This window comes from Nocardia sp. NPDC004711 (assembly GCF_053601595.1).
The window spans coordinates 107,574-122,915 of sequence record NZ_JBSGCB010000013.1 but is presented as its reverse complement, the minus strand read 5'-3'; the positions used below and the strand labels follow the sequence as shown (position 1 = coordinate 122,915).

Annotated in this window: 14 protein-coding genes; 7 read left to right on the top strand and 7 right to left on the bottom strand. The window is 69.5% G+C overall.

The annotated features are described in order from the left end of the window. Nucleotides 1–23: 23 nt before the first annotated feature. A complete protein-coding gene (locus ACWEKS_RS15335) occupies nucleotides 24–563 on the top strand; it encodes a carboxymuconolactone decarboxylase family protein (RefSeq protein WP_452340664.1) in 540 nt (179 codons plus the stop codon). Between the two features lie 167 nt (nucleotides 564–730). Next, nucleotides 731–1,423, top strand: a complete 693-nt coding sequence (locus tag ACWEKS_RS15330) for a PhzF family phenazine biosynthesis protein (protein ID WP_452340663.1) — start codon at nucleotides 731–733, stop codon at nucleotides 1,421–1,423. 45 nt (nucleotides 1,424–1,468) lie between these two features. Here the strand turns inward: ACWEKS_RS15330 and ACWEKS_RS15325 are convergent, their stop codons facing one another. Beyond that, nucleotides 1,469–1,834, bottom strand: coding sequence for a VOC family protein (locus tag ACWEKS_RS15325; protein ID WP_452340662.1), 366 nt, complete (start codon nucleotides 1,832–1,834; stop codon nucleotides 1,469–1,471). A gap of 151 nt (nucleotides 1,835–1,985) precedes the next feature. Between ACWEKS_RS15325 and ACWEKS_RS15320 the strand changes: the two genes are divergently transcribed. After that, nucleotides 1,986–3,518, top strand: coding sequence for an MFS transporter (locus ACWEKS_RS15320; protein ID WP_452340730.1), 1,533 nt, complete (start codon nucleotides 1,986–1,988; stop codon nucleotides 3,516–3,518). A gap of 26 nt (nucleotides 3,519–3,544) precedes the next feature. Here the strand turns inward: ACWEKS_RS15320 and ACWEKS_RS15315 are convergent, their stop codons facing one another. Continuing rightward, nucleotides 3,545–4,771 (bottom strand): aminotransferase family protein, encoded by a 1,227-nt coding sequence (locus tag ACWEKS_RS15315; RefSeq protein ID WP_452340661.1) that lies wholly within the window; start codon nucleotides 4,769–4,771, stop codon nucleotides 3,545–3,547. Between the two features lie 105 nt (nucleotides 4,772–4,876). Continuing rightward, nucleotides 4,877–5,497 carry a DUF5134 domain-containing protein gene (locus ACWEKS_RS15310; RefSeq protein ID WP_452340660.1) on the bottom strand — a complete coding sequence of 207 codons (621 nt, stop codon included), beginning with the start codon at nucleotides 5,495–5,497 and terminating at the stop codon, nucleotides 4,877–4,879. 182 nt (nucleotides 5,498–5,679) lie between these two features. Between ACWEKS_RS15310 and ACWEKS_RS15305 the strand changes: the two genes are divergently transcribed. After that, on the top strand, nucleotides 5,680–5,952 hold the full coding sequence (locus tag ACWEKS_RS15305) for a hypothetical protein (RefSeq protein WP_452340659.1): 273 nt from the start codon (nucleotides 5,680–5,682) through the stop codon (nucleotides 5,950–5,952). 27 nt (nucleotides 5,953–5,979) lie between these two features. Beyond that, nucleotides 5,980–7,032 (top strand): MspA family porin, encoded by a 1,053-nt coding sequence (locus tag ACWEKS_RS15300; RefSeq protein WP_452340658.1) that lies wholly within the window; start codon nucleotides 5,980–5,982, stop codon nucleotides 7,030–7,032. A gap of 31 nt (nucleotides 7,033–7,063) precedes the next feature. On the opposite strand, the gene ACWEKS_RS15295 is transcribed toward ACWEKS_RS15300, so the two are convergent. The 4 genes from ACWEKS_RS15295 to ACWEKS_RS15280 all read right to left on the bottom strand — a co-directional run bounded on the left by ACWEKS_RS15295 (nucleotide 7,064) and on the right by ACWEKS_RS15280 (nucleotide 12,232). Next, entirely contained in the window at nucleotides 7,064–8,893 is a 1,830-nt protein-coding gene (locus ACWEKS_RS15295) for a vWA domain-containing protein (protein ID WP_452340657.1), read from the bottom strand. 3 nt (nucleotides 8,894–8,896) lie between these two features. After that, nucleotides 8,897–9,955: an ATP-binding protein gene (locus ACWEKS_RS15290; protein ID WP_452340656.1), complete on the bottom strand. Its 1,059-nt coding sequence runs from the start codon at nucleotides 9,953–9,955 to the stop codon at nucleotides 8,897–8,899. A 103-nt stretch (nucleotides 9,956–10,058) separates the two neighbouring features. Further along, a complete protein-coding gene (locus tag ACWEKS_RS15285; protein ID WP_452340655.1) occupies nucleotides 10,059–10,787 on the bottom strand; it encodes an IclR family transcriptional regulator in 729 nt (242 codons plus the stop codon). 5 nt (nucleotides 10,788–10,792) lie between these two features. Then, nucleotides 10,793–12,232 carry an APC family permease gene (locus ACWEKS_RS15280; RefSeq protein WP_452340654.1) on the bottom strand — a complete coding sequence of 480 codons (1,440 nt, stop codon included), beginning with the start codon at nucleotides 12,230–12,232 and terminating at the stop codon, nucleotides 10,793–10,795. Between the two features lie 278 nt (nucleotides 12,233–12,510). Between ACWEKS_RS15280 and ACWEKS_RS15275 the strand changes: the two genes are divergently transcribed. Both ACWEKS_RS15275 and ACWEKS_RS15270 read left to right on the top strand, forming a co-directional pair. Further along, nucleotides 12,511–14,028, top strand: coding sequence for an APC family permease (locus ACWEKS_RS15275; RefSeq protein ID WP_452340653.1), 1,518 nt, complete (start codon nucleotides 12,511–12,513; stop codon nucleotides 14,026–14,028). 377 nt (nucleotides 14,029–14,405) lie between these two features. Continuing rightward, nucleotides 14,406–14,861, top strand: coding sequence for a GNAT family N-acetyltransferase (locus ACWEKS_RS15270; protein WP_452340652.1), 456 nt, complete (start codon nucleotides 14,406–14,408; stop codon nucleotides 14,859–14,861). The last annotated feature ends 481 nt before the right edge of the window (nucleotides 14,862–15,342 follow it).

Here is a 15,342-nt window from a genome sequence, read left to right as displayed (position 1 = left end):
CAAGGCTCACAAGGGAATTCGTCGTGACCATCGAAAATCTCAAGAACTCGCTACCCGAGTACGCCAAGGATCTGAAGCTCAACCTGTCCTCGCTGGCGCGCACCACCGTGCTCAACGAGCAGCAGCTGTGGGGCACCCTGCTGGCGTCGGCCGCGGCCACCCGCTCGGCGACCACGCTGCGCGAGATCGCCGAGGAGGCGGCCGACGTGCTGTCCGCCGAGGCGTACAACGCCGCACTCGGCGCCGCGTCGATCATGGGCATGAACAATGTGTTCTACCGCGGCAAGGCGTTCCTGGAGGGCCGCTACGACGATCTGCGCGCGGGCCTGCGCATGCAGATCATCGGCACGCCGGGCGTGGACAAGGCCGATTTCGAGCTGTGGTCGTTCGCGGTCTCCTCGATCAACGGCTGCCAGCACTGCCTGGAGGCGCACGAGCACACACTGCGCGAGGCGGACGTCTCGCGCGAGGTGATCTTCGAGGCGCTGCGCGCCGCCGCGATCGTGGCGGGCGTGGGCCAGGCCGTGGCATCGACCGAGGCGCTGGCCACCGCCACCGTCTAGTCGAGTCCGGCCGAAAGGGCTGTACACCTGCGGGTGTACAGCCCTTTCTGCATTTGCTCGTCGATTGCCGCAATACGGTCGCCGGTCGGATCGGAAAGCGCCCTGGCCAACGAGCCGGTATCTGCGGGCCTCCCGCGAATCGATAACTGTCGGTAAGCTCGCTTGACATGACCGTTCCGGAAAGTGATGGCGCTCAAATCGAAGTCGTGCGCGTGTTCACCGACGCGGCCGGGCGTTTCGGCAATCCGCTCGGCATCGTCCGCCGCTCCGCCGTCGAGAATGCCGACCATCAGGCGCTGGCGGCCCGCGTGGGCTACAGCGAGACCGTGGTGGTCGACGACCCGGCCGACGGGCGAGTGAAAATGCGTATCTACACCCCCGCCACCGAGCTGCCCTTCGCCGGGCACCCCACGGTCGGCACCGCGTGGTGGCTCAATGACCAGCGGCAACCCGTGAAGATCATCGACGTGCCCGCCGGGCCGGTCGAGGTGACCCTCTCCGAGGGCCTGACCTGGGCCCGGGCCCGGGCCGAATGGGCCCCGGCCTTCGAATTCCACCAGTTCGAGGATCCGGCCGAGATCGCCACCCTGGATCCGGCCGACTTCCCGGCAGGCCAGCACTACTGCTGGGCCTGGACCGACGAGCCGCGCGGCGCGGTCCGCGCGCGAATGTTCGCCCCCGCCATGGGAGTTCCCGAGGACCAGGCCACGGGCGCGGCCGCCATCGCGCTGACCGCCCTGCTCACCCGCGGGCTGAACATCACGCAGGGCGAGGGCTCCCAGATCTTCACCGAATGGGATTCCGACGGCTGGGCCCGGGTCGGCGGCCGCGTGGTCGCCGATCACCCGATCCTCATCTAACGGCAATCCTTTTCGGCACACCGTGACCCGATCGGCCCGGACGGCCTAGGCCGCCGGGCCGATGCGCTGCCCGAAGGCGAGCCGATGGCCGCCCGGAATGCGCAGCACGAAATCCCGCAGCCCCCACGGGTGTTCGGTGAGCTCGCTGGTGATCTCGCCGCCGTGGCGCACGCAGTGCGCGTAGAGCGCGTCCACATCGTCCACGCCGACGTATCCGGCGGTGGTCTCGTTGACGGCCGGCCGGGGCGTCCGCACGATGCCCAGTCCCACTCCGTCGCGGCGCAGCAGCGCCAGCCCCATCGCGGGCTCGTCGACCTCGACGACGAACCCCAGCACATCGCGCAGGAAGTCGACGGCGGGCGTGAGGTCGGCCACCTCGAGGTTGGCGCGGTAGCTCTCGAACTCGGCCATTGCCGCAGCATACCGGCGGTGCCGCGGCAAAATTCGGTTGCGCGGCTGTCGGTGGGCGGTGAGATGGTTGGGGCGCGCCGCAGTCATCGGCCACAGCTGATCACCCCAGGAAAGGACTTTCGCCGTGGACACCTCCGTCGAGTCACCGACCGTGCCCGAGCGGTCCGACCGGGCGGGACGGCGCGAGTGGATCGGCCTCGGGGTGCTGGCGCTGGCCTGCCTGGTCTACGCCATGGATCTGACCGTGCTGCACCTGGCCGTGCCACAGATCAGCGCGACACTGCATCCGAGCAGCACCGCACTGCTGTGGATCATCGACGTCTACGGGTTCATGCTGGCCGGTCTGCTCATCACCATGGGCACGCTCGGCGACCGCATCGGGCGACGGCGGTTGCTGCTGCTCGGCGGGGCGCTGTTCGGCGTGGTGTCGGTGGTCGCGGCCTTCTCCCCCACCGCCGAATTCCTGATCGGGTGCCGGGCGCTGCTGGGCATCGCGGGCGCGACCATCGCGCCGTCGACACTGTCGTTGATCTTCAACATGTTTCGCGATCCCCGGCAGCGGTCGCTGGCCGTGGGCACCTGGGTGAGCGCGTTCTCCGCGGGCGGCGTGGTCGGCCCGCTGCTGGGCGGCATACTGCTGGAGCATTTCTGGTGGGGTTCGGTGTTCCTGCTGGCCGTACCGGTCATGGCACTGCTGCTGGTGCTCGGGCCGCGGGTGCTGCCGGAGTTCCGTGATCCGGAGGCCGGGCGGCTCGATCTGACCAGTGCCGCACTCAGTGTGGTCACCATGGTGGCGCTGGTGCTGGCCATGAAGAAGGTCGCGCAGGATGGACCGGGGACGGTGCCGCTGGTGGCCGCGGTGGCCGGGCTGCTCGCGGGCGCGCTGTTCGTGCGCCGTCAGCTCACCAGTCCCGATCCCATGCTGGATCTGCGGCTGTTCCGGCTGGGCGCGTTCCGCACCGCGCTGGCCATCAATGTGATCGCCATCTTCGTGGCGTTCGGCTATTTCCTGTTCGTGGCCCAGTACTTCCAGCTGGTTCTGGACATGACGCCCATGCAGGCCGGTGCGGCCATGGCGCCGTCCAGTGTCGGCTTCATCATCGGTTCGCAGGCGGCCCCGCGTATCGTGCGGGTCGTGCGGCCCGCCTACCTGATCGGCGCCGGAATGGTGCTGGCCGCACTGGGATTGGTCATGCTCACCCAACTTTCGGCGCACGGCGGCCCGGTCCTGGCGGTGATCGCCTCGCTGCTCATCGCCCTGGGGCTGGCCCCGGTCTTCGGCATCACCACCGAGCTCATCGTCGGCTCCGCCCCGCCGGAGCAGGCGGGCGCCGCCTCCGGGGTGTCCGAGACCGGCGCGGAACTCGGTGGCGCCCTGGGCATCTCGATCCTGGGCAGCATCAGCCTGGCCATCTACCGCGCCGATCTGGCCGACGCGCTGCCGCGCGAGCTGCCGGGCGCGGACGCGGTGCGCGAAACGCTGGGCGAGGCGGTCCAGGTGGCCGCGACCCTCCCCGGCGATATGGGTGCCGCGGTCCTGACCGCGGCCCGCACGGCGTTCATCCACGGTGTGCACATCACGGCGGGAGTCGCGGCGGTGGGCGCGCTCCTCGTGGGTGTGCTGGCCGTGGCCAAGCTGCGCCACGTGCCCGCCGGCGAACTCTCCGGCGGGCACGGGCACTAGCGTTCGGACACTGCGCCCGGTCCGGTTCAGCCCAGGGCGCGGGCGAAGCGGTCGGCCATCTCCGCGACCTGGGCCTCGGTGATGACGAACGACGGCGAGATCTGCAGGGCGCCCTGACCGGCGGCGCGGGTCGAGACACCGTGGGCGCGCAGGGTTTTCACCATGGCGGGGGCCTCGGCCGGGTCGGCCAGCTGGACCGCGGCGACCGCACCCAGGCCGCTGCGCACCTCGGCGACCCGCGGGTGCTCGGCCAGCGGCGAGAAGTACTGGTGCAGCAGGGATTCCAGGTTCTTGCTGGCATCCAGCAGGTGCTCGCGCTCGACGATGTCGAGGTTGGCCATGGCCGCGGCGGCCGCGCCGGCGTGACCGCCGTAGGTGTAGCCGTGCCGCCACCAGACGCCGCCGGCGAAGAACGGCTCGGCGACGCGGGGCGCGACGAAGACCGCGCCCATGGGGACGTACCCGGAGGTGAGGCCCTTGGCGGTGGTCATGAGGTCGGGTTCCAGGCCGAAACGCGAGGAGGCGAACCAGGATCCGCCGATGCGGCCGAAGCCGGTGACGACCTCGTCGGCGACGAAGAGGATGTCGTTGTCGCGGCAGATCCGCCGGACCTCGGTGAGGTAGCCCTCCGGCGGCAGGTACACCCCGCCCGCGCCGATGATGGGCTCGGCGAAGAACGCCGCGATCCGGTCCGCGCCGACCTCCTCGATGAGGGCGGTCAGTGCCTTGGCCTGATCCCATTCGATGGTGCGGGTGTCGGGCATGAGGACACCGGTGTAACCCTCGGCATTGACCGGGATGCCGGACAGCGCGGTGCCGCCGACATGCATGCCGTGGTACGCCTTCTGACGGCCGACCAGGATGGTCTTCTCCGGGCGGCCCAGCTCCTGCCAGTATCGGCGGGCCAGCTTGGCGGCGGTGTCGACGCCGTCGGATCCGCCGGAGGTGAAGAAGATCTTGCTGCCGGGCACCGGCGCCAGGGCCGAGAGCCGCTCGGCCAGATCACGGGTCACCGGTGAGGCCAGATCGCCGAAGTTGGAGTAGTGCGCGACCTGGGTCAGCTGGGTGGCGACCGCGTCGGCGATCTCGCGGCGGCCGTGCCCGATATTGGCGAACCAGAGACCGCCGGTGGCGTCGAGGTACTGTGTCCCACCCTCGTCCCAGATGTACGCGCCCTCGCCGCGCGCCACCACGAACGCCCCGTCCCGCTCGACCGCACCCATATCGGCGAAGCCATGCCACAGCGAACCCATCCAGAGCACCTCCATCACCCGATATCGGCCACGCCCATCCGGGCGAACCGACCTTTCTTCACCATCTCACCATCACGACGGTGAACAGGTCGAACGGCCCCCGGGTCACCCGGCAGCGACGGCGACGAGCATGTAGGCGGTGCCGAGATCCATGACCAGGTGCGGCACCACGGCCAGCGATCCGGCCATGCCCATGGGATGCGGGAACACCCGTGGCAACCGGTGGCGCAGCGCCGGCACCGCCATGACCGCCGCGTCCGCCGCGAACAGTGCCGCCAGCATCAGCACCGGACCGGGCGCGGGCCCCGCGTGCCCGTGCCCACCGTGTTCGTGCGGCCCGTGCCCGCTCATCGCGTACAGCATCGCCGCAGCCCCCAGCACGTGATACGCGAACGCGCCGACCGTGCCGCCCCCGGTGTCCGGGTCCGAAATCCCGCTGCGCCACCGCAGCATCCGATCTCCCAGCAACAGTGTGTACACGACCACCATGGCCGTCAGCACCCCGCGCACCGCGTGCGGATCGGCGACCGTCGGAAACACCAGCATTCCCAGCATGACCAGGCACATCACCAGGTGCGCGGCATCCGACTCCCGATCCGCGCGCATCCCGGCGCACAGCCCCGGGCGCGCCGTGCCCAGCCTGGCGGCCACCAGGGCGGCGGCCAGGCAGAAGGCGATCACCGCGACCCACCGCACCGCCCCGTACTGCTCCACGAATACCGCCACACCCCACCACCTCTCACCGCGGCGACCGGCTCCCCTTCCATGCTGACACCGTCCGGCCCCGGGGCCCCCGCCTTTCCCCTGCCGAATCCCCCGCCCGGGCACCGCCACTGGGGTGACCGATTACCCGGCCGAGCGCGAACCCGAATCTGCTGCGCTATTCGGTCGAGCAGAGGACCGAGGCAATGAAAGAGATCCTCCACGAGACGCGGAGCTTCGACGCACGACTGAGCACCATGGAGGCCGGTCTGGCGACCCCGCAGCGAACAAGAAGTAGTGCAGCTCGAAACCTTTTTCCGGCAATGTATTTCGTGGCGGGTATTTCCCGGCAGGCAGGAATTCCCCGGTCGACACGCCTTATCGCCGCGTTCGCTACCCGGCCCGATGTCTCCGATACGCTCTATTTGCCAGCCATTAGCGGCTGTTCCTGCGATATCGAACTCTGGAAGAAACGCTAGCGCACATCTTCGAGAAAGGATCCAGGTTTGCGGCGTCTACTAATCGTCGCCGCGGCGGGCACGGCCGTGGCAACCCTGGGGGTCCTGGGCGTGTGGGCCTGGGGTGCCGATGTGGGCAGAGCCCAGCCACCCGGCGCCGATGTAACCGGTTCAGGAGTTCATGTGACGGCATCGGTCGACAGCGTCGGGGTGAATCCGCCCGGCAACCGGACTCCGAACTATCTCATGACGTTCTCGCATGCCGCGCAGATGTCCGGCGATTACTCGGTCAATGTGGAGGGTGAACCGATCACGGCCGGTCAGGCCGTCGCAGGGTTCATCCTCGGCTGCGGGATCAGTGTGGCCGGCGGCTTCACCGTCGGAATCGAGCCCAACCAAGGCTGGGCCGGCGCCCTCGCCCCGACAGTGAGCCCTGCAACTCCTGCGAGCCCTGCGAGCGATGTCAGCGCGCCGATCGCGACGGTCACGCCCATCCCGAGTACGCCCATCGCCTCTGTCACCACACCCAGCGCCATCACACCCACTACCAGCCCAGCCCGCGTTGCCTTACGCACTACCAGCCCAGCCCGCGCCGCCTTGACCACTACCAGCCCGGCCAGCGCCGCCCCAACCACTACCACCCCAACCACGCCGGCCACCCCGACCACCCCAACCACCCCAGCCAGCGCCAGCCAAACCACCCCGACCACCCCGACCACCCCGACCACCCCGACCACCCCAACGACCCCAACGACCCCAACGACCCCGACCACTCCAACCACCACGACCACGACCACGACCACGACCACCAGTGCCACTCCACCCAGCATCGACCTCGGACCCAGTGTCGGCGGGGCGCTGGGCCTGACAGAAGTCTTGACGGCCACCTTGGGGCCCGGCCAGGTCACCATCGCGACAACGGCGACGTCGGCCCTGGACAACACCACCGTGTTCCCGTATCGCATCACGTTCAACAACGCCGCGTTGAACGTCGCCCAATGCGCCTCACCGGTGTCGGCCGTCCCCTTCGTCACGACCACGGTGAGTACCGTGCAGGGGGTGGTACAGACCACCGCCTACGGCGATCAGTTCACCTTCTGAGGCCCGGAGCCGATTCCAGAAGTGTTGGGGGTCAGCGGATCCGGAACACCGGTCCGCGGGGGCGGAACGGTAGCGCGACGCCCGCGGGGATCAGGAAGGCGTGTTCGTGCCGGATGCGCAGGACATCGATCATGCCGTCGGTGATGACCAGAATCGGTCCGTCGGCCGGGAAGTCGTCGGCGCGTTCGAGCAGCCGGATGCCCGGTTGCAGCACGGTGCCGCCGCGACCGCGCACGCGAACGCGGGAGGCGATCTCGTCGACCGGCAGGTATCCGGCATCGTGGGCGGCCGCGTCGCAGAACACAACTCGGGCACGCGGCACGTCGCGAGCGAGGGCGTAGGACGCGATGGCGCCCAGCCCCTTGCCCATCAGCTCCTCCGACATCGAGCCCGAGGTATCGAGTACCACGCCGAAGGTGGGCGGCCGCACCGATTCATCCGGGCGCGCCCAGGCCGGGCGCGGAATGTCGGGGGTCGCGGACTGGCGGCGTGCGGCGCGGGCGTAGCTGCGGCGCTTCTCGGCGGCCGGGACGTGCTCGTCGAACCATTGCGCCAGTTGGGCATCCCAGGGCAGCGGCGGCTGATCGAGCGCGCGGATCTCCTGTTCCAGTCCGGCCGGGAGCAGTCCGCGGCCGCTGGACTGGTGGTAGGCCAGGCCGGTGTGCAGGGCATTGCGGTAGTACTCGTCCAGGTCCAGGTAGCGGCCCGGAGTGTGGCTGTGCGGCAGCGGTTCTCCGAGGATGTCGCTCTTGCCGCGCCCGCGCAGGGTGGCGATCTTGCGCAGGCGACGCAGATCGGTCGCGATGCGGTCGTAAACCTGTTCGGCCGAAAGACCCTCGAGCTGCGGGCCGTACAGCAGCCCCGCGGGCAGCTCCCCGACGCCCATCTCGACGAGCCAGCCGTTGATCACGTAATCACAGGCGACGTTGAACAGGTAGTGGTCACGCCAGCCGGCGCGGTCACTGTGCCGCAGCGCCGCGTGCAGCATTTCGTGCGCGAGGACGAAGCGCCACTCTTCAGCGGACAGCGCCGCGAACGGATTGATGTAGATCTCGGCCGCCTCGGCATTGACCGCGGCGATCGAAATGTCCCAGCCGCGCGCGAGATCCGCGTCGGCGACGATCGTCATGCCCGCGGCCAGCGCGCCCAGCAGTGGATAGGACGAGACGGACCAGTTGAGCGCCCGGTCCCAGACCCGAAGGGTCGCGGCCTGCCCGCGCGTGACATCGCGGCCGGCCGCGGCCAGCGCCTCCCGGGCCGCCTCGCCGATACCGGCGGCGAAGCGCGACTGATGATCGCGCTTGGCGGCCGTCTCGGGTGTGTCGACGAAGAAGTCCGGGAACTCGGTGCGGCGGTAGGGCTCCGGGACGCTCGACTGCCACCAGCGCTCGGCCAGGCCACGTTCATCCGACCCGCCGGGCGGGGGCGGCAACTCGTGCGGCGGGCGGCCGATCTTCAAGGTCAGCAGATACTGGTCGACCACCGTGCAGCAGGCGGCTCGATAGACCGGATGGGGCTGACTCGACGCCGTGATCCAGGTGCGCGCGTGGACATTCGGCTCCAGGGCGCGCTCCGGCAGGACGCGTGGATCGAGGTGGCCGAACCCCGCATGCAGCAGCAGATGCGCGAAGACCCACGCCCATTCCTCGGCGGAGCCACGCCGATTCGAGTCGTAATAGACAGTGCCCCACGGCGATACGACCGCCCATACATCTTCGGGCAGGCGGCCGTCGATGTCGATGGACCCGTTCTGGATCCGCCGGAACATCGGATGCTGGCACACCTGCCGCCACCCGGTGTCGAGATTCTCCCGCCACGGGTCGATCACCCTGCCGCGCTTGCGATTCGAGCGTCCGGCCACGGGCTATCGCCGCGCCGCCAGCCGCGGCAGATCGCGGGTGACCTCGACCAGGAACCAGGACGGCAGGACCGGCAGCCCGTCGTCGTCGGCGGCGATGACCAGCTGCGCGCACTCGACCGAGATCTCGGCCAGTTCGGTGAGCATGGTCTTGGCGCGCAGCGAGAACCGTTTCACCCCGGGCGACGCGTGCTCGCGGGATGCGGGGAGTTCCTTGACGAGCCGGGCCCGGAACGCCTCCGACAGGAAGTACAGCAGGTCGCGGTCGGCGGGATTGCGGGGCCAGCCCGCCTCACCCTTGACGACCGCCTCCAGGTCGTAGGCGTGCCGGACGGTCTTGATGAAGGCGCGGAAGCCGGAAGCGTGTGCGGCGGTGAGGATTCCGGACGACAGCACCGCCAGGGTGGTGTCGTCGATGTCGTCGCCGTAGGAGTGCAGGGCGTCGGAGAGCATGTGCCAGCCGCGCGGGGTCGAGAACGGCTGTTCGGTCTTGGGCGGCTGCGCCCACAGGTGGTCGGGGCGCTGCATGACGTACTCGATCACCCAGGCATGAATGTCATTGCCGGCGGCCCATTTCAGCCAGTCGTCGACGTCGGAGCGCAAGTGCACGTGCACCATGCGGTTGACCAGCGCGGAGGCCATGGGGCGGGCGAGGGCGTTGTCCGTGGCGCGGTTGCCCGCACCGATCACGACCGATCCGGCGGGCAGCTCGTAGGCGCCCACGCGCCGGTCGAGAATCAGTGAGTAGAACGACTTCTGGACTTCCGCGGGCGCGGCATTGAGTTCGTCGAGGAACAGGCAGTACGGCTGCTCGCGGGCGATCATCTCCGGCGGCGCGAACCGGCTGCGATTCTCGACGATCTGCGGCACGCCGATGAGGTCCTCGGGGGCCAGCTGCGTGCCCAGCAGGGTGACGCAGTCCAGGCCGAGGGCCTCGGCGAAACCGCGCACCAGCGAGCTCTTCCCGATTCCGGGCGCACCCCACAGAAATACCGGACGCACCACCGCGACGTGCAGCAGCAGCTCCGGCAACTGGTCCGGGGTCACCGTGACAGTCGCTTCCAAATCGTCCTTTCAGGTCGGATGTGGACCCAGGTTAGGAGCGCACACTCGAGGGCGGCCAATGATTTTCGGCGCGGGCCGACGTCGATGGAGCAGCGGGGGCGAGTCAGTAGAGCAGCGGGCCCAGGCGGGCGGCGCAATCACGGGCCGGATCGCGGTGGGTCTCGAGCGCCGGAAGGCGGTTGCTGGGGCCGCTCAGGCACAGCGCACCCGCGAGGCTGCCCAGGGCGTTGTAGATGGGCAGGGCCAGACAAGCGACGCCGGGCACGAGTTCGTCTGCGGCCCTGGCATATCCGGACTCGCGGACGGTCCGCAGATCCTCGGCGAGGGCGGCGTGATCGATCTTGGTGCGCGCCGCGATACGCACCGGGTGTGCGACCAGCGTGCGCCATTCGGTCCGTGCGGCGAGCAGTAGTTTGCCCGCGGCGGAGGCGTGCAGATGCCGTGACAACTCCCGCTCGCCCGGAATCGGATGGTCCGGGTCCTCGCTGAGCACCTGGACCGCGGCCGGTCGGAAGTTCATGAGGTGCACCGCGAATCGGGTGGACGCACGGAATTCGCCGAGCAGCCCGCTCGCTGCCGCAGGCACCACCGGCATCCGGATGGCGGCCGCGAATCCGTGCAGCCGCGCACCCAGCGCGAAGCCGCGCAGATCGGCAGTGCGTACCAGATACTCGTCGGCGACAAGGGAATTCAGCAGCCGGTAGGTGGTGGCGGGGGCGATGCCGAGGCGTTCGGCGATCTCCTTGGCGGTGACGCCCACGCCGCAGTCGGCGACCGCCTCGAGAATGGCGATGGAGTTGGAGACGGTGGTGGTGCGGCGTGAGTCCTTCATCGCGCCTACCGGAAGGTCGCGGTGGGCAGCAGGTCCGCGCGCTGCGGCTCGTCGTAGATGCCGAGGCCGCGCAACCGATCCGGCGCGCAGACCCGCAGCGCGACGGTGAAGAGCGCGGCGGCTGCAAGCACCGCGGCGTAGGCGATCACGACGGTGACATTGTCGTTGCGGGCCGATACCGCGGCGGCGACCATGAGGATTCCGAGCAGCGTCGCGGTGACCGTGCCGAGCAGCGCCATGCCACGGCTGGGTTCGCCGATGCGGCGCAGCAGCGCCGGAGTGGCCAGGCAGGCGGGCAGATACGAACCCAGATAGCCGAGCGCGCTCAGGGTGAGGAAGCTCCGAATCCCGTCCTGCGGTTCGGCTCCCGACAGCAGGTACCAGACCGCGCAGGCCGTCACCGCGCCGACCGCCGCGACGATCGCGGGCGCGGGCGTGTGGAAACGCGGGTGCGTGCGACCGGCCGCGGCCGGGGCGATGCCCTCGCGGCCCATGGTGAACAGGACCCGGACCAGGGCATTGATCGAGGCGACCGTGCAGGCGAAGAACGATGCCGCCACCCCGAGATCCAGGACCGCGCTCAGGAATCGCGAATTGTCCTGCAACACCAGGTCCGTCACCGGTGTGGAACCGGCGGCCAGGCCCGGCGGCGCGGCGGCCAGCGCCACCGCCTGCGCGGACACCGTGAACAGATAGATCACCGCGGCGGCGACCGGCGTCCACGCCAGTGTGCGCGGCACCGACCGGAAGGGCCGGTAGGCCTCGGCGGACAGCGTTGTCGCACTCTCGAACCCGACGAAAGCGCTGATAGCCACCACCGCACTCATGGCGAGACCACCGGTGCCACCGCGCCATTCGAAGGCGCGGCCGGCCTGCGCGCCGACGCCGTCGCGGGTCAGCAGGTAGCCCATCAGAGCGAGGACCGTCACCACCGAGACGCATTCGATCAGCAGGGTCACCGAGGCGGACAGCCGGATCCCCCGCACCATGAGCACGGCCGCGGCCGAAGCCGCGATCAGCAGCAGCGCGACAATCGTTGCGGTCCCGCCGAATCCGGCGAGTCCGGCGGTCACCGCGACCTGGTCCAGATACGTGCCGACCGCGATCAGCCCCGCCACGCTGACGCTCGCGTACCCGGCGATCGCCGACCAGCCGACCGGTACGGCCACCGCGGGGCCGAGCCCCTTGGCCACATACGTGTACAGCCCGCCGGTCACCGCCAGCCGCTGCGCCATCGGCCGGATCACCAGCGCCACACCCCAGGCCAGCAGCGCCGCCGCCAGGAACGCGGCCACGCTCGCTCCGCCCCCGGCCGCGCCGATCACGAACGCCGGGGTGACCACGGCCGTTCCCGACGGGGCGATGGCCGCGACCGACTGCGCGAACACCGGCACGAAAGGCAGTTCGCGCCGGGTCAATCCGCGCACCGGCGAACGTCCGGACACCGGGGGCCGACTCGGCGCAGCCGATCTCATACGTGCGCCTCTCTCTGGACCGGTTCCCTGACCACGGGTTGCCACAGCGTCGCCGATCCGTATTGCACGGGCGTAAACACAGGTAACATCGGCTTGTCTCGAGGCGAGAGAAAAATCTTGCGCCTTTCCCGCCGACGGTCACCGTCGCACACCCGCCGCTGTTACAGACCGTCTATAGCGTTCCGCGCCATTGGAAAAGACCCCGCCACCCGGTGATTCCGGGGCGGGCGCAGCAGAGAGACGGATCCATGACGCAGCAGATCGAACGCGCCACCGCCGCGCCGCCCGGCGCCAATCCACCCGACGGGGTGCACCGCCTCAAAGCCAATGCCGTGGGTTTGCTCGGGGTGGTGTTCATGGCCATCGCCACCGCCGCGCCGATCACCGCCATGACCGGCAATGTGCCGTTCATGATCTCGGCCGGGACCGGGACGGGCACGCCCGCCGCGTTCCTGATCGCCATGGTGGTGCTCGCGGTGTTCTCGGTGGGCTTCACCACCATGTCCAAGCACATCACCGCGACCGGCGCGTTCTACGGGTTCATCTCGTTCGGACTGGGCCGCTCGGCCGGGCTGGCGGCGGGACTGCTGGCCACCTTCGCGTACATGGTGTTCGAGGGATCGCTGGTCGGGATCTTCTCCAGCTTCGGCACGAATACCGTTGCGGCACAGTTCGGCGTGCACGTGCCCTGGTGGGTGTTCGCGATCGTCATGCTGGGGATCAATGCTCTGGGCACCTGGTTCGGGGTGGCCGTCGCGGAGAAGTTCCTGGTCGTGCTGCTGGGCACCGAGTGCGCGGTGCTGGCCATCATGGGTATCGCGGTGGCGCTGCACGGCGGTGGGCCGCACGGATTCTCGTTCGCGCCGTTGAATCCGGTCAATGCCTTCACCGGGCCGTCGGCGGGGCTGGGCTTGTTCTTCGCGTTCTGGTCGTGGGTCGGATTCGAGTCGACGGCCATGTATGGCGAGGAATCCCGTGACCCCAAGCGGATCATCCCCAAGGCCACCATGATCGCGGTCATCGGCGTGGGCGTGTTCTATGTACTCGTGTCGTGGATGGCCATGTCCGGCAACGGCATCGGGGAATCGGCGGCGCTGGCGGCCTCGGACAACCCGATGGACCTGTTCTTCCACCCCACCCAGACCTACGTCGGGCATTGGGCGGTGAGCGCCATGCAGTGGCTCATGATGACCGGATCCCTGGCCTGCGGCATGGCATTCCACAACTGCGCCGCCCGCTACCTCTACGCGCTCGGCCGCGAGGGCGTCTTCCCCGTGCTCGAGCGCACCGTCGGCCGCACCCATCCTCGGCACGGGTCGCCGCACATCGCGGGCGTGGTCCAGACGGTCATCGCCTGCGTGCTGGTCGCGGGCTTCGGAATCGCGGGCAAGGATCCCTATTCCGGCACCTACACGCTGCTGGCGATCCTCGGCACCATGGCCATCCTGGTGGTCCAGGCGGCCTGTTCCTTCGCGGTGCTCAACTACTTCCGCACCCATCACCCCGAGAGCCGGCACTGGTTCCGCACCGTACTGGCTCCGCTGCTGGGCGGCCTCGCCATGGCCGCGGTGGTCGGTTTGCTGGTCCTCAATATGGGTACCGCCGCGGGCGCCGAATCCAGCTCCCTGGTCCTGAAGGCCACCCCGTGGCTGGTCGCCGCAATCGCCCTGGGCGGCTTCGGTTTCGCCGAATATCTGAAGCGTCGCTCCCCAGCCCGGTACGCGCGGGTCGGCCGGACCGTCCTGGAGGAAACCCACGAACGCTGACCCGCCCTGATCGGGGCCATTCCGGAACTCGCGGCATTCGAGGTCCGGCGGCGTGGAAACGGCCCGGAGCCTTGCGGCTTCCGGGCCGTCTTCAGCTTCGAGTCGGCGTGCACGTATCCGACGCCCCGCGGTAGCACCCTCGGAACCGTGCCGTTGCGGTTCGCCCCACGACGGCCCGAACAGCCGAGCCGGATAACCCGAAATGATCACGAAACCCGGCCGACCACACCGAGTCTCACCGGTCGCAGGAGTACACACGCACCACACCGGAACGGACGGCACGGTAGGTCGGCGGGTTGGCGCGTGCGGTCAGTACCCGGAACCGGCGGCGCGGCCCGTGCAGTCATGGTCCCGAGCTCGGCGGATAGCCTGGCGGCATGCGCATTGTGATCGACGATCTGAGCGGGGACGAGGTGATCGGACTGCTCGAGGCCCACGTTGCCGAGATGCTGGCGAACTCGCCCGAGGACAGCATGCACGCGCTCGACGTGGCGGCGCTGCGCAAGCCGGAGATCACCTTCTGGTCGGCGTGGGAGGGCACGGAACTGGCCGGGTGCGGAGCGCTCAAGGAGCTGGATCCGGTGCACGGTGAGATCAAGTCCATGCGGACCGCGGCGAGTCACCGGGGGCGCGGGGTGGCGTCACAGTTGTTGCGGCACATCCTCGCCGAGGCCGCCGCGCGCGGATACGCGCGGTTGAGCCTGGAGACCGGGGCATCGGAGTTCTATCTGCCAGCGGTGCGGCTGTACGAGCGCTACGGGTTCGAAGAGTGCGGGCCGTTCGCGAATTACGCGGCGGACCCGCACAGCGTCTTCATGACCCGGGCGCTCTGAACCGGAGTCAGCGGCCGACGGCCCTGGGTACCAGCCCCCGTTCAGCGCCACCGCGGTCACGCCCAGGATGGCGAAGATCACGGCCTGATCACCAGCCCGCCGGACGGCTGGGCGTAGCCCTGGTCGCGGGGGTCGATGAACGGGTAGGGGTACCAAATCGTCGAACGGCCCGCGCGACAGCGTGTAGGCGCCGTAGGCCAGCGGGTAGGCCAGCCGGCCCAGGATGAGCCGGATGGTCGGCTTCAGACCCGCGGCCACCAGCAACCAGTCCGCGATCAGCACGATCGGGATCACCAGGGCGCCACCAGGCCCACGATTCCGAAGACGATGCGCAGCACCCGGATCCACGCGGGCGTTCCGCCTCTGACGGCCAGGGCCCGATGGTCGCATGCCGAACCACCCGACCGCGGACGATACGCCGGTGCGGCACACTTGCGGCAAGCGCGAGATCGGGCCGCCGGACACCGCGCCGACCGGCCCG